The sequence below is a fragment of the Cupriavidus sp. FW305-F7 genome, from assembly GCF_058782875.1.
In genome coordinates, this window is the sequence record NZ_JBYSYC010000008.1 from 78603 (window position 1) to 91637 (window position 13035).

10 protein-coding genes are annotated in these 13035 nt (G+C 67.5%); 3 read left to right on the plus strand and 7 right to left on the minus strand.

Annotation, left to right across the window (positions count from 1 at the left end; genetic code table 11):
- Positions 1-1488, plus strand: coding sequence for an efflux transporter outer membrane subunit (locus tag AC3WL8_RS09795; RefSeq protein WP_013958477.1), 1488 nt, complete (start codon positions 1-3; stop codon positions 1486-1488).
- 65 nt (positions 1489-1553) lie between these two features.
- On the opposite strand, the gene AC3WL8_RS09800 is transcribed toward AC3WL8_RS09795, so the two are convergent.
- The 7 genes from AC3WL8_RS09800 to AC3WL8_RS09830 all read right to left on the minus strand — a co-directional run bounded on the left by AC3WL8_RS09800 (position 1554) and on the right by AC3WL8_RS09830 (position 9956).
- The gene (locus tag AC3WL8_RS09800) at positions 1554-2393 is read right to left on the minus strand and encodes an OmpW/AlkL family protein (protein WP_492378203.1); all 840 of its coding nucleotides are present in this window, start codon (positions 2391-2393) and stop codon (positions 1554-1556) included.
- An 87-nt stretch (positions 2394-2480) separates the two neighbouring features.
- Positions 2481-3761 (minus strand): DUF2957 domain-containing protein, encoded by a 1281-nt coding sequence (locus tag AC3WL8_RS09805; protein WP_492378204.1) that lies wholly within the window; start codon positions 3759-3761, stop codon positions 2481-2483.
- 37 nt (positions 3762-3798) lie between these two features.
- A complete protein-coding gene (locus AC3WL8_RS09810) occupies positions 3799-5151 on the minus strand; it encodes a DUF2957 domain-containing protein (protein ID WP_492378205.1) in 1353 nt (450 codons plus the stop codon).
- Positions 5152-5401: 250 nt separating this feature from the next.
- A complete protein-coding gene (locus tag AC3WL8_RS09815; RefSeq protein WP_492378206.1) occupies positions 5402-6298 on the minus strand; it encodes a DUF1571 domain-containing protein in 897 nt (298 codons plus the stop codon).
- Between the two features lie 205 nt (positions 6299-6503).
- Positions 6504-7478: a TetR/AcrR family transcriptional regulator gene (locus tag AC3WL8_RS09820; RefSeq protein WP_013958482.1), complete on the minus strand. Its 975-nt coding sequence runs from the start codon at positions 7476-7478 to the stop codon at positions 6504-6506.
- A 268-nt stretch (positions 7479-7746) separates the two neighbouring features.
- The gene (locus AC3WL8_RS09825) at positions 7747-9342 is read right to left on the minus strand and encodes a GMC family oxidoreductase (protein ID WP_492378207.1); all 1596 of its coding nucleotides are present in this window, start codon (positions 9340-9342) and stop codon (positions 7747-7749) included.
- Positions 9343-9350: 8 nt separating this feature from the next.
- The gene (locus tag AC3WL8_RS09830) at positions 9351-9956 is read right to left on the minus strand and encodes a hypothetical protein (protein WP_492378208.1); all 606 of its coding nucleotides are present in this window, start codon (positions 9954-9956) and stop codon (positions 9351-9353) included.
- A 114-nt stretch (positions 9957-10070) separates the two neighbouring features.
- Here AC3WL8_RS09830 and AC3WL8_RS09835 point away from each other — a divergent pair, with 114 nt between their 5' ends.
- Together AC3WL8_RS09835 and AC3WL8_RS09840 are read left to right on the plus strand one after the other, a co-directional pair.
- Positions 10071-11144, plus strand: coding sequence for an AraC family transcriptional regulator (locus AC3WL8_RS09835; RefSeq protein WP_211980477.1), 1074 nt, complete (start codon positions 10071-10073; stop codon positions 11142-11144).
- A gap of 258 nt (positions 11145-11402) precedes the next feature.
- The gene (locus AC3WL8_RS09840; RefSeq protein ID WP_492378209.1) at positions 11403-12977 is read left to right on the plus strand and encodes a flavin-containing monooxygenase; all 1575 of its coding nucleotides are present in this window, start codon (positions 11403-11405) and stop codon (positions 12975-12977) included.
- Positions 12978-13035: the final 58 nt, after the last annotated feature.

Here is a 13035-nt window from a genome sequence, read left to right on the forward strand (position 1 = left end):
ATGACCAAGACACTGACCACACTGCTGCTGGTGGCCGGCGTTCTGACGGGGTGCACGCTGGCCCCCCACTATGATCGCCCTGCCCCGCCGGTGGCAGACAGCTTCCCGGTGGCGCCCGAGGGTTACGCCACCGCCGAGGCGAAGAGCGGCGAGACCCGCCGCGCTGTCGACATCGGCTGGCGCGAGTTCTTCCGCGACCCGCGCCTGCAGTCGCTGATCGCGACCTCGCTGGAAAACAACCGCGACCTGCGCACCGCCGCGCTGCGCATCGAGGAAGCGCGCGCGCAGTACCAGGTGCAGCGCGCCGACCTGCTGCCGACGGTGAACGCGAATGCTGGCTATACCCGTGCCAGCACCAACGCTGCCACGGGGGTATCGGTTCTGGGCCAGCCTGCGGTATCGCAAGTCTACTCGGCCAGCCTCGGCATCTCGTCCTACGAGCTGGACTTCTTCGGCCGCGTGCGCAGCCTGTCGAACGCGGCGCTGGCGCAGTACTTCTCCACCGAAGAGGCGCATCGTTCAGCGTATATCTCGCTGGTGTCGGAAGTGGCCAAGGCCTACCTGTCCGAGCGTTCCTTCGCCGAGCAATACGAGATTGCACGGGACACACTCAAGGCGCGCGAGAGCACCTATGGGCTCGCCAAGCAGCGCTTCGACGTCGGCGCCACGTCCGCCCTGGACCTGCGCGACAACGAGTCGCTGGTGGCCCAGGCGCGTGTCGCCGCCGCGCAGCTCGCACGCCAGCGCGCGCAGGCGCAGAACGCACTCGAAGTGCTGGTGGGCAAGCCCATCGGCAGCATCGAGAACCTGCCCGAGCCGATGCGCCTGTCCGACGAACGCATCATCAGCGATATTCCCGCGGGCCTGCCTTCGGACCTGCTGGAGCAACGCCCGGACATCCGCCAGGCCGAACAGCAGTTGCTGTCGGCCAACGCGAATATCGGCGCGGCACGCGCGGCGTTCTTCCCGCGCATCACGCTGACCACCAGCATTGGCACGATCAGCCCGACGTTCTCGAACCTGTTCGATGCCGGCACTAAGGCGTGGTCGTTCGCGCCGCAACTGACGCTGCCGATCTTCGACTATGGCCGCAACAAGTCCAACCTGGACCTGGCCAATGTGCGCAAGAACATCCAGGTGGCCAACTACGAGAAGACCATCCAGACGGCCTTCGCGGAAGTGGCGGATGCGCTGGTGGCGCGCGGCACGCTGGAAGACCAGGTGGCCGGCCAGGAAGAAGTGCGCAATGCCGAAGCCGCGCGCTACGAACTGGCGCGCGTGCGCTTCCGCAGCGGGATTGCCAGCTACCTGGACGAGCTCGATGCGCAGCGCCAGCTGTTCACCGCCGAGCAGGCACTGATCCAGGCGCGGCAGCTGCGGCTGAACAACGCGATCGATTTGTACCGGTCGCTGGGTGGTGGCTTGCAGGAGAGCGGTGCGGTGGCGCAGCAGGGGACGCCTGCGCAACAGGGGACGGTGACGCAGTAAGGGTTGCCGCTTGCCGTTGCAGCAATAGAAAACGACGCGCTCAGGCGCGTCGTTTTTTTTCAGCCTCAGAACTTGTACGAAGCTGCCAAAAAGAACACCAGCGGATTCGGCTCCAGCTTGGTCTTCGACGTCGACAGCACTGTCCCGTCGGCCGCCTTGATCGTCATCGACGACGTCGACTTCAGCGGGATATAAGTCACCGCGGCCGTCACGCCCCAATGCTCGTCAAAGTTATAAGTGCCACCGATATTGAACACCGGCGCCCATGACGACGACGCATCCGCACTCACCGACGTCGGCCCCGGGATGCCCGCCCCCGCCGCCAGGATCGCGCCGAGGTTGTTGTTGACCGAACTCGCAAACGCCGGATTGACCTCGATGTTGGTAAAGAAGTTGTACGACACCCCCAGCCCCAGGAACGGGCGGAAACGCGTGCCCGGATCCAGGAAGTGGTACTGCACCATCGCCGCCGGGCTCCACTGCCGCGCCTTGGTGATGATGGGGTTCAGCGCGGGGTCGCCCAGGCTCTGGCGGCCGAGCGCGCCGGCCGGGCCCGGCGGAATCAGTTCGCCGTGGCCATAGAGCTTGAATTCCGGCGGGATGCCGCCCACCGCGGTGACCGCGATATGGTCGGTGACGAAGTGGCTGAAGGTCAGCCCCAGCGTATTGGCATTGGACGACGAGAGGCTGCTGCCCGGCGCGGTGAAGCTGGACGGCAGGCCCAGCGGGTAGTTGATCGGCACGTCGAGCAAGGTGGTGGTCAGCGGACCGCTCTGGCCATGGGTCTGGATATAGAACCAGCCGGCGGATACCACGTTGTCGCCCTTCTTCTGGGCATGGGCAGGCAGGGCGAAGCTGGCCAGCGCGGCCAGCATCAGCGTGAGCGTGAGGCGTATGGTTTTCATCTTGTGTCCCCCGGCAGTGGATGTCTTTGTTTGGTCGAGTCGTGGTGCAGTGGCCCGGGCTGCGATGGCCCGGGCCTGGTAGCGTGCTTACTGCACGAATGCGCCGACGGTGAAGTACGGGCCGCTGTCGCGCTGTTCCAGGAAGCCGAACACGCCGCCGGTGAACATCAGCTTGCCGGTCGGCGCCGAACCCGCGGGCGCCTCGCGCCGCGACGTACGGACCACGCCCGGCACTTGCTGCGAGTAGTCCAGCCGGTAGGGAATCGCCAGCGAAGCATCGGACGGCCGGAACGGATCCATCATGGTGGCGGCGGCGCCGACCAGCGCGGTCACGCGGTAGTTGAAGTTGCTGTCGACGCCGACGTATTCGCCGTTGACCGCGCCTTCGGTGACCGCCACCGCCGGCGCCATCATGCCGATGCCGATCTCGTCATCGGCACCAAGCGGGCCGTTGGCGAGCGAGTCATTGGCATAGCCCACGCGGATCATGACCGGCACCAGCTGGCCGCGCAGCTTGCCCACGATCAGGTAGGCCTTGCCCAGCGTGTTGCCCAGCGTGGGCGGCTGGCTCTCGGCCTTGTAGTTGGTCGACAGCAGCGCGCCGTTGGCCTGCGGCACGAAGTTGTTGCCCTTGCGCTCGCACGTGTTGGTGGCGTTGTCGCAGACGGTGAATGAACCATCCGCAGCCAGTGCCATGCGGTAGTCCTGCGCCACCGTCTTGAACTGCTTGGACGGCACCTCGTGGAAGCCCGTGCCGTTGTATTGCCCGGCGATCTTCGACAGGTCGGTCTCGGTCTGCGCGAAGCCGATGAACTGGAAATACGGGAAGGTGGTATCCGGCACCGCGCCGGCGCCCAGCACGCCGTTGAACTGGATGCGCGCGCCGGGGATGGTGCCGCCCATCACGCCCTCGCCGACGAAGAGCTTGGCGGGACGGTTCGGATCGAGGCTGGCCCCGCTCAGCTCGAACGCGCACTGGTTCAGCTTCTCGGTCGGCAACCCCGTTTCTGCCTTCAGCGTGCCGCGCATCACGTTCTGGCCGTTGGTGGGGTCGCTGCGCGTGGGCTGCACGGTGCCGGTCTGGCGCGGCACGGAAGAATCGAGGAAGGTCACCTGCCAGGTCTTCCTGGTGGTGTCGATCTGCACCTTCACCAACTCGCCGGAGCCGGTGCCGCCGGTGAAGGTCGTGGAGTAGTCGAGCGATGCCGGGCACAGCCGCGTTTGCACCGCGGCCGGCGTGGACGGCGCGTCATCGCCGCCGCCGCCGCCGCAAGCGGCGAGCATGGCAGTGGCGGCCACGGCCAGCGCACGCGCCGGCACCGTGGATGGGCGCGAGGCCCGCAGCAGGATCATTCGATGGGGTTGCATGGTGTGGTCTCCTCGGTCTTGTGTCTTCTTGGTGGACTCAGGGTGCTGCCAGCACGCCGACGCGGAAGGTCGGGCTGGCGCTGCCGGTGCCGGACAGGTGGCTGAACACGCGCCCGCTGGCGATCAGCGCACCGCTGGTGCCGCTGTTGTCGGTGGTGGCGATCATGCCCGGCGCGTTCTGCGTGAAGTCGAGCTGGAAGGCGCCGGTTTGGTTCATCGTCATCGGGTCCAGCAGCTCCACGCGCGCGCCCTTGACCAGCGAGGCGGTGTAGACAAAATCGCTGCCCGAGCCGATATAGCCGCCGTCGAGCTGGCCGCTGGCCAGCGACTTCGCCGGCGCCATCAGGGCGAGCCCCGACTCGTCGTCGACATTGACCGTCAGCGGCAGCAGCGAGATCTGCGCGTAGCCGGTGCGCACCAGCAGTGGCACCAGCGCGCCGTTGAGCTTGCCCACCACCATCAGGCCCTTGGCGCGGCTGGCGTTGTTGTTGGTGATGGCCGCACTCTGGAACGACGGGTAACGGCGGCTGCCATCAGCATTGCTGCTTTCAAAGGCACCGTCGGCGCTGCGCAGCTTCCAGCTGTTGCCAGTGCTGAGGCAGCTGCCGGCCACGACGGTGCAGCTGCCGTCGGCGTTGAGCGTCTCGGTGGTCTGCGCGGTCGCAGGCGTGAAGTGGCTCGACGAAGTCAGCGAGCCGCCGGACGGCACCTGGTGGTAGCCCAGCAGGTTGTAGCTGCCGGCCACCCTGGTGAAATCGGTCTCGGTCTGTGCGAATGCCAGTACCGGGTAGAACGGGAACGTGGTGGCGGGGATCGCGCCCAGCCCAAGCACGCCTGGATAGGAGATGGTGGCACCTGGGATGCCGCCGCCGGCAACGCCATTACCCAGGAAGATCACCGGCGGCCTGGCACTGTCGATATTGGCCTGCGAGGTGCCGTCGGACGCCGTGGCTGTCTGCAGCGCAACTGCGCAGCGGTTCTGCTCGGCGGTCGGCAGCGAGGTCATGTTGGCAAAGGTGCCGGTAAAGGTCACGCCCGCGCGCGTCGGGCTCACGCTGCCGGGTTGCTTGGGCACCGGCGACTCGATGATCTCCAGCTGGTAGGTGCGTGCCGCGGTGTCGAAGCGCAGCTTGACCAGTTCACCCGCGCCGGAGCCGCCGGTGAAGGTGGTGCTGTAGTCCAGTGCCGCCGGGCACAACGACCCCGGCGGGCCGCCGATGGTGACCGGTCCCTGCGTGGGGCACGTGCCCGTGTTCGCGCATTGCGGCGGTGCCTGCGTGCTGGCGCGCGGCGCCTCTTCGTCGCCGCCGCCACCGCAGCCGGCCAGCGCCGCGGCAAGGCTCACCCCTGTCAAAACCAAAGTGTTGCGTCGAAGCATCGACATGGTCATTGCCTGTCTCCTGATTTTTTCTGGCGACCCCTGGTTCTGGATCTGGTGTCCGGCTCTGCGGCCGGATCCCTCCCGGGTGCGGCGACTCTCGCCGCTCGCGTGTTTTTGCGTCAATAGAGCGGCCGTTCCAAACAGGCGCGCCTGGCGTGCATGCCGCATGTGGCGGTGGATTGCGGGTGTTGCACGGACTGCGCGGCGAAGCGGCGCGGCCACCGATTCAAACGCACGGTGCGCGCCGCTTTGCCACATTTCAGAAGCGATAGTCAGGATTGGCGGGATCGAATGCCGAGGCCTCGAAGGTCTTGCGCACCAGCTTGTCGAACACGATCTTCTCGACCATGTTGCCGTCGGCATCCCAGGCGGTTTCCACGCGGACATAGGGATGCTTCAGGTCCAGCATCAGCTGCACCTTCTTGGCGTAGTACTGCGGCGCGCCGGCCGGCAGGTCCCAGGTCAGCGCCACCATGCGCACGCCCTGCTCCTGCACGATCTCGGCCTTGCTGTATTTCTCGGGCAGGCCGGCGGCACGCAGCGACTTCGCGTCGCGCTCCAGCATCGACAGCACGAACTGGAAGCCGAGGTCGCGCACAGTGTGGTTGGACTGCGAGCGCGCCAGCGTGCCGTCCAGTCCGATCCACATCGAGGTGAAGCCCAGCACGCCGCCCAGGTGGCCGTACATCTCGTCCTTGCGGCGGGTTTCGTCGTAGATGATTTCCTGGCCCGACTGCGCGCCGCCGGGCAACCACTTCGCATAGAGCTGGCGCGGCTGATGGCGGTAGCGGATCTGCATCCTCGCGGGCTGGTCCTGCCACTGGTTGTTGAGCCGTTCCTGGCGCGACATCCAGTACTCGTACTCGGGATAGCGGTTCATCTCGGCGCGGGCCCATTTCAGCAGCGCATCCGGCTGCAGCGCCTGGAACACGGCCAGCACCTGCTCATCGGACAACCGCGCGAGTTCGCCGCTGGCGACCTGGCGCGAGAACAGTGCGGCTTGCTGTGCGGATGTCTGGCCGTCATAGCCCGTGCCCGCGGCGGCGGTGGTGGTGGCCGTCTGGGCCATGGCCACGGGGGGAATGGCCAGTGGCGCAGCCAGCAGTCCGATAACGGCACCGGCGACGGCGGCAAGGTAAAGCGGTTGGATCGACATGGCAGCTTCCTCCTCAAGATGTCCGCCAGGAGGCGGAGCGCGGGCAGCGCAGGGCGAACGGGACCACCGCCGCGCTCTTGGAAAATCCAATAAGGCGCACGGGGTCCGCGGGGCCTGTGCGTGGCCTCGCTGGATGGATCGACGTTTCAGTTTTGCGTGAGGGCGGTGGCGCCGGCCCGGCGGTAACCGGGCGCGGCGCGCGTCGCTATGTCCTGGTGCGCATTCGCATCCAGTCATCCAGCGGGTTGCTGGGGAAGCTCACGGTTTGCTCGCGCGCGCGGACCGGCATGCTGGTCACGGCTGAGCGTTTGGTGCCCTCATTGCGCACGGTGCGTGCGCTGATGCGGGCCTTGCCGAGGGCGGCGGCGGTTTGGCTGGCTGCATCGTCCATGGTTGCCGCCATCGCGGCGCAACTTGCACTAAGTTCATCGGCAGACTGCGCCGCGGCCAGCCTGCTGGCGCGCTGCTCGGCCTGCTGCTGCTCGCCGAGCTCGAATACCGACTGCAGGGCCGAGAAGTCGTCCGCACTGGGTTGCGCCACGTTCAGCACGGCTTCCACCATGGCAGTGAGCTGCGCCAGCACGTGCGCATCGCTCATCTGCCGGCCCTGCGTGAACACCGGCAGCAGGCTGGTGAGCTCTTCGCCGGCCAGCACGCCGGCCAGCGCCTTGAGCGCAAACTGCAGGCGCCAGCCGAGCTCATGCCGCGGCAGCCCCGGAATGGCGCGCGAGAAGGCGTCGAAGAAGCGCCCGTACACCGGGGCGTAGTGCTCCAGCAGGTATTGCTGGATAAAGGGCGAGGTGTCCGAATACACGCGCCCGAGCAGCCGCAGGAACGACGGCCCGCCTACCGACGGGTCGCGTGCCATCTGCAGCGCGGGCACGAACAGTGCACCCATCACGTGCTCGCAGCGGATGCTGTTGCCGGGCCAGCGCGCTTCGCACGCATCGAGCAGCGCCAGGCGCCGCGCGTTGAGCGGATCCAGCCGCCGGCTCAGTACCGCGTGCATCATGATGTCTTTGCTGCGGAAGTGGTAGTTCACGGCGGCCAGGTTGACGATGGCGCGCGACGTGACTTGCCTGAGCGAGGTGGCTTCATAGCCGACCTCGGTAAACAACTTTTCCGTGGCGTCGAGAATCCGGGCCTTGGTGTCTCCAGCCGAGCTTTTGCCGGTCTTCATGGGGGCGTCTCTCTTCGTTGCTGCCGTAAACCCCTTAGCAATTTGCTACGCTGTTCCGCTCCCTGCTCTGACGGCATACGGATGCTTGAAACAGCTGTACGAAGCCTATCCACCGCTTCGAGCGTTTCACAAGACCTGAATTGGAGTGGGCATTCTAATTGCGCCACTGGTGTGGGGAATCGCACAACAATGTCGCCCGCCGCCTGCATGGAGCAGGCATGCCGGATGCCTGCAATGCAGGACATTGCAGGCTTGCGCGGCCAATACCTCATGACGTGAGGCTCCGTGCCAGCGCGTCCGCATTCTGCGCCGTCAGCGCGAACACTGACAATTGGGGGTTGGCCCCCACGCTGGTCGGAAACACCGAACCGTCGAACACCGACAGGTTGGCCAGCTGGTGGTGGTTGCCATGGCTGTCCACCACGCCGCCGCGCGCATCGTCGCTCATGCCGCAGCCGCCCATCAGGTGCGCGGTGAACAGCGCGGTGCGGAACGGCTTGAGCGGCAACTGCGCGATGGCGTCGCGCGCCTCGGGCCAGCTGCGGTACTCGGCGGCGTCCAGGTGAGCGGGCCGCACGCGCGCCGCACCGGCAGCGAACTGCGCCTGTGCCATGCTCAGCCATGCGCGCCGCACGCCGTCCCAGGCGTAGTCGCTCATCTCATAGTCCAGCAGCGGGCTGCCGTCGGGCGCCAGCCGCACGCGCCCGCCCGTGCTCTCTGGCACAAAGCCGTCGCGCAGCAGTGCCAGCATGGCGTTGGTATGGGGCAGTTGCGCCATGTCGCGGCGCAGCGCCTCGCCCACGCCGTTGACCACGCCCGCGCTGATGCCGGGGAACAAGGGCGGCACCTCCAGCTTGTAGCCCATCGGCCCGGTCGCGCCGTCCCTCCACTGGAAGTGGTCGGAAGCGATCGACTGCGGTGCGCCATAATAGGGATCAATGCGCTCCGGCATTTTGGCGATGGTGATATTCACCGGATGGATAAACGTGCGCAATCCCAGCCGCTCATGCGGGTCCGGCACGCGCGAGCGCAGCAGCAGCGCCGGCGTGTTGATGGCGCCGCCGGCGGCGATGAAGTGCCTGGCCCGCACGATCACGCCGACGCCGGTGGGCGTGTAGCCATCGGCGCCCAGCGCCTCGCCCGTGACCGACTGCACGCGCTTGCCGTCATGGTCCAGCGTGCGCACGCGAACGCGGTGCACCAGCGTCGCACCGCTGGCCAGTGCCGCGGGGATGGTCGATACCAGCATCGACTGCTTGGCATTGACCGGGCAGCCCAGCCCGCAATAGCCGGAGTTCCAGCAGCCCTTCACATTGCGCGGGATCACATGCCATTCCCAGCCTAGCGTCTCGCAGCCGCGCTTGAGCACATCGTTGTTGGGATTGGGCGCCATCGCCCAGGGCGCGATGCCCAGGCGCTCTTCCACTTTCCTGAACCACGGCGCCATGTCGGCCTCGCTGTGGCCGGTGACGGCATGATGCGTGGCCCAGTGCGCCAGCGTCTGCGGCGGCGTGCGGAAGCTCGATGACCAGTTGACCGTGGTGCTGCCGCCGACGGAGCGGCCCTGCAGGATGGCGATGGCGCCGTCGGCAGTGGTGCGGGCCGCGGCCTCCTGGTACAGCTCGCGATAGGCGCGATTCTCGTCCATGTCGCGGAAGCTGTCCGAGGTGCGCAGCGCCCCCTCTTCCAGCAGCACCACGCGCAGGCCCGCGCGGCTGAGCGCCTCGGCGCTGATGCCGCCTCCCGCGCCGCTGCCGACGATGACGACGTCGGCATCCAGCGTGCGCGTGGTGGTGAAGGTTGCGGCGTCCAGTACCTTCCAGCCGGCGGCGATGCCGGCATCGTAGAGATTGTCGATGGCCATGTCGGGGATCAGGCGTGCAGCGCCTTGTAGACGGCCGCGTTGGGGCCGGGATAGCCGCTGCCAGCCCACGCGGCCGGCAACACGTAGTAGCTCACGCTGGTGAGCTTGACCAGCACCACCGCGCCGGCATTGAGCGTGGCCAGGCGGCTGGCGCGCCAGCGCGCCAGGAAGGCCTGCACCTGCGTGGGCGTGGCCGCGCTCCAGTCCTGGCGGATGCCGGTCAGCGCCCAGCGCAGCGGCATGCTGGCAAGCAGGCCGAACAGCTTGCGCAACTCGGCTTGCGCGCCCGCGCCCATCGCGGCGCAGGTTGCGTCGATATTGCGCAGCGCGTCCTGCTCAAGGGTCGCGCGCCGCTGCGGCGGGGATTCGGCCAGTTCGGTGACGATGGCCGGCAGCAGCGCGCGGAGCATCGCCACGTCTTCCGGGCGCAGCCAGGTCATGCCGGCCTGCGGCGCGGGATGGGCCGACGAGCAGCCGGCCAGCGACGGCACCAGCGCGGTACAGGCCAGCGCGGCCGAGAAGCCGAGGCCGACTTTCAGGAAGCCGCGCCGCGTCAGCGCGTGCAGCGCCTCGGCATCGGCATCCGCACGGCGGTGTGGATGATTGGGGGGCATATTGTCTCCATGCGTCGGTCTCTTGTATTCAGGCGGGGCAGGCCCGCATTGACGCTACCCGGAGTTTGGATAAAGATCGGTGCCCGGTCTTGATCCCGCACGACAGGTGATTTGATGCCACGCGCCAACCAGCCCGACGGCGGTGCCAGTGGTGCGCCAGCGGGCACCGCATCGGGCACCGTCTCGCTCGCCTACCTCCGCGCCGTGCTCGACCACGGCGCGCGCCAGGGCATTGCCCCGGCCGAACAGCTGCGCGCCGTCGGCGTGCCGCCCGAGCTGCTGCACGCCACCGGTGCGCAGACCGCCACGCGCATTCCCGGCGCGGCCTACCTGGCGCTGCTCGACTGGCTGGAGCAGGTCACCGGCGATCCCGATGTCGGCCTGCGCGCCGGCGCCGCCTTCGCGCCGCGCCACTATGCCGAGATGGGCTACGTGGTGCTGACCACGCCCACCGTGCGCGACGCCATCCTGCAAGGCATCCGCTATGAGGTGCTGGCCAACGATATCGGCGGCACCCGCCTGATTGAAACGCCGCATGCCGCCTGCATGACCTGGGAAGCCCGGCATGGCCCGCTGTCGCGCCATGCGCATGAGCTGCACATGGCAACCTGGGTGGTGTTCGCGCGCTGGCTGATCGGTGAGCAGCACGTGGCCACGCAGGTGGAATTCCCGCATCCCGCGCCCGCCGATACCCGGCTGCATGCCGAGGTGTTCGGCTGCCCCGTGGTCTTCAACGCCGCGCGCCATGCCATGCATATCGAACGGGCCTTGCTGGACCTGCCGTCGCTGCAGGCCGACGCGGGCATGCAGGCGCAGATGACGCGCATCGCCGATACCCAGCTGCAGCAGATCGTGCCGGCCGGGGCCGACGCATTGGCGCAGGCGCGTGCCTATATCAGCGGGCGGCTGCCGCAGGGCGAACTGCCGATTGCCGACGTGGCAGCGCACCTGGGCATGCCCGTGCGCACCCTGCAGCGGCGGCTGCAGGCGCAGGGCATCAGTTATTCACAGCTTGTGGATAACGTGCGGCGCGCGCTGGCGCAGCAGTATCTTGCCGATCCCGGCATCAGCCTGGCGCAGTGCGCGATGCGGCTCGGCTATTCCGAGCAGAGTGCCTTCACCCACGCCTTCAAGCGCTGGACCGGTGAAACGCCGCACGGCTGGCGGCGCAAGGGACAGGCCGCCTAGTGCCTGAATGTTGCGGCCACGCCTTCGTGATCCGCGAAACCTGAAAAAAATCTCCCGGTTTCAAACGCACGACCGAATCCCACGGCGCAAGCGCCTCCGGGGCGGCATCGCCTTGTTTCATGTGCGTCAAACGCCTCTGGAAATCCCAAAAAATTAGAACCATCCTTCAACTCACGGCATTGACCACGTGCCCTGCGCTTCCTACGATGACATCCATCAATGTCACAATAAACACTGTAATAACGGTGAGGAGCGCCCATGAATGCACCCGCGGAGCTGCCGCAGCAGGCATCCCCTGCCCTTGAGCACACAGACATTGCCATCATCGGCAGTGGCTTTGCCGGCCTCGGCATGGCGATACGGCTGCGCGAGCGCGGCGAGCGCAACTTTCTGATCTTCGAGAAGGCCGGCTCCGTCGGCGGCACCTGGCGCGACAACCATTACCCGGGCTGCGCCTGCGATGTGCAGTCGCACCTGTATTCCTTTTCCTTCGCGCCGAACCCGGACTGGTCGCGCATGTTCTCGACCCAGCCGGAGATCCGCGCCTACCTGGAAGGCTGCACCGACCGCTTCGGCCTGCGCCCGCACCTGCGCCTGCACCATGAACTGCACCACGCCGCCTGGGACGAAGCCGCGCAGGTGTGGCGCCTGGAGATGGCCGACGGCAAGGTGGTCCGGGCGCGCGTGCTGGTCTCCGGCATGGGCGGGCTGAGCCGGCCTTCCTACCCCAATATCCCCGGTCTGGACTCGTTCGAGGGCGAGTGCTTCCACTCGCAGCACTGGAACCACGCCTATGCGCTCGCCGGCAAGCGCGTGGCCGTAATCGGCACCGGCGCCAGCGCGATCCAGTTCGTGCCGCAGATCGCGCCGCAGGTGGCGCAGCTGGACCTGTACCAGCGCACCCCGCCGTGGATCATGCCCAAGCCGGACCGCGAGGTCAGCGCGACCGAGCGCTGGCTGTTCCGCCGCCTGCCGTTCACGCAGACGCTGGTGCGCACCGGCATCTACTGGATGCTGGAATCGCGCGTGCTGGGCTTTGTGCTGCATCCGAAGATCATGAAGGTGGTGGAGCGCGTCGCACGCGGCCATCTGGCCAGGCAGGTGCGCGACCCCGCCTTGCGCGCAACGCTGACGCCGGACTACACCATCGGCTGCAAGCGCGTGCTTATCTCCAACGACTACTACCCGGCACTGACGCGCGACAACGTGGACGTGGTCACCACCGGCATCGCCCGCGTTGAGCGCGACGCGGTGGTGCTGCGCGACGGCACGCGCCGGCCCGCGGACTGCATCATCCTGGGCACCGGCTTCCATGCCACCGACCCGATGCCGCGCGGCGTGATCTCCGGCCTTGACGGCGTGGACCTGGTCGATGCCTGGCGCGACGGCGCGCAGGCCTACCTGGGCACCACCGTGGCGGGCTTCCCCAACCTGTTCTTCGTGGTGGGCCCCAATACCGGCCTGGGCCACAGCTCGATGGTGTTCATGATCGAGTCGCAGGTGGCCTACATCGCGGACGCCCTGCAGCAGATGCGCCGCGAAGGCGTGCAGGCGGTGGACGTGCGCGAGCCGGTGCAGCGCCGCTTCAACGAACGGCTGCAGGCGCGGCTGGGCCATGCGATCTGGTCCGCCGGCGGCTGCGCCAGCTGGTACATCGACCCGCGCAGCGGCCGCAACACCACGCTGTGGCCGGGCTTCACCTGGCAGTTTCGCCGCGCCACGGCCAGCTTTCGCATGACCGACTACGACCTGTACCCGGTGCGGCGCGCATTGCCGGACGAGACCGCAATGCAGCCCGGGTCGGCCGATATCGCCACGGTCGCCGGTGCCTGACGCACACGCATTCCCCCCGATTCACACCCAAAAGAACGACATCACCGGAAGGAGACCG

Coding starts and splice junctions, on each gene's coding strand:
- AC3WL8_RS09795 (WP_013958477.1), top strand. CDS start 1: ATGACCAAGACACTGACCACACTGCTGCTGGTGGCCGGCGTTCTGACG.
- AC3WL8_RS09800 (WP_492378203.1), bottom strand. CDS start 2,393: ATGAAAACCATACGCCTCACGCTCACGCTGATGCTGGCCGCGCTGGCC.
- AC3WL8_RS09805 (WP_492378204.1), bottom strand. CDS start 3,761: ATGCAACCCCATCGAATGATCCTGCTGCGGGCCTCGCGCCCATCCACG.
- AC3WL8_RS09810 (WP_492378205.1), bottom strand. CDS start 5,151: ATGACCATGTCGATGCTTCGACGCAACACTTTGGTTTTGACAGGGGTG.
- AC3WL8_RS09815 (WP_492378206.1), bottom strand. CDS start 6,298: ATGTCGATCCAACCGCTTTACCTTGCCGCCGTCGCCGGTGCCGTTATC.
- AC3WL8_RS09820 (WP_013958482.1), bottom strand. CDS start 7,478: ATGAAGACCGGCAAAAGCTCGGCTGGAGACACCAAGGCCCGGATTCTC.
- AC3WL8_RS09825 (WP_492378207.1), bottom strand. CDS start 9,342: ATGGCCATCGACAATCTCTACGATGCCGGCATCGCCGCCGGCTGGAAG.
- AC3WL8_RS09830 (WP_492378208.1), bottom strand. CDS start 9,956: ATGCCCCCCAATCATCCACACCGCCGTGCGGATGCCGATGCCGAGGCG.
- AC3WL8_RS09835 (WP_211980477.1), top strand. CDS start 10,071: ATGCCACGCGCCAACCAGCCCGACGGCGGTGCCAGTGGTGCGCCAGCG.
- AC3WL8_RS09840 (WP_492378209.1), top strand. CDS start 11,403: ATGAATGCACCCGCGGAGCTGCCGCAGCAGGCATCCCCTGCCCTTGAG.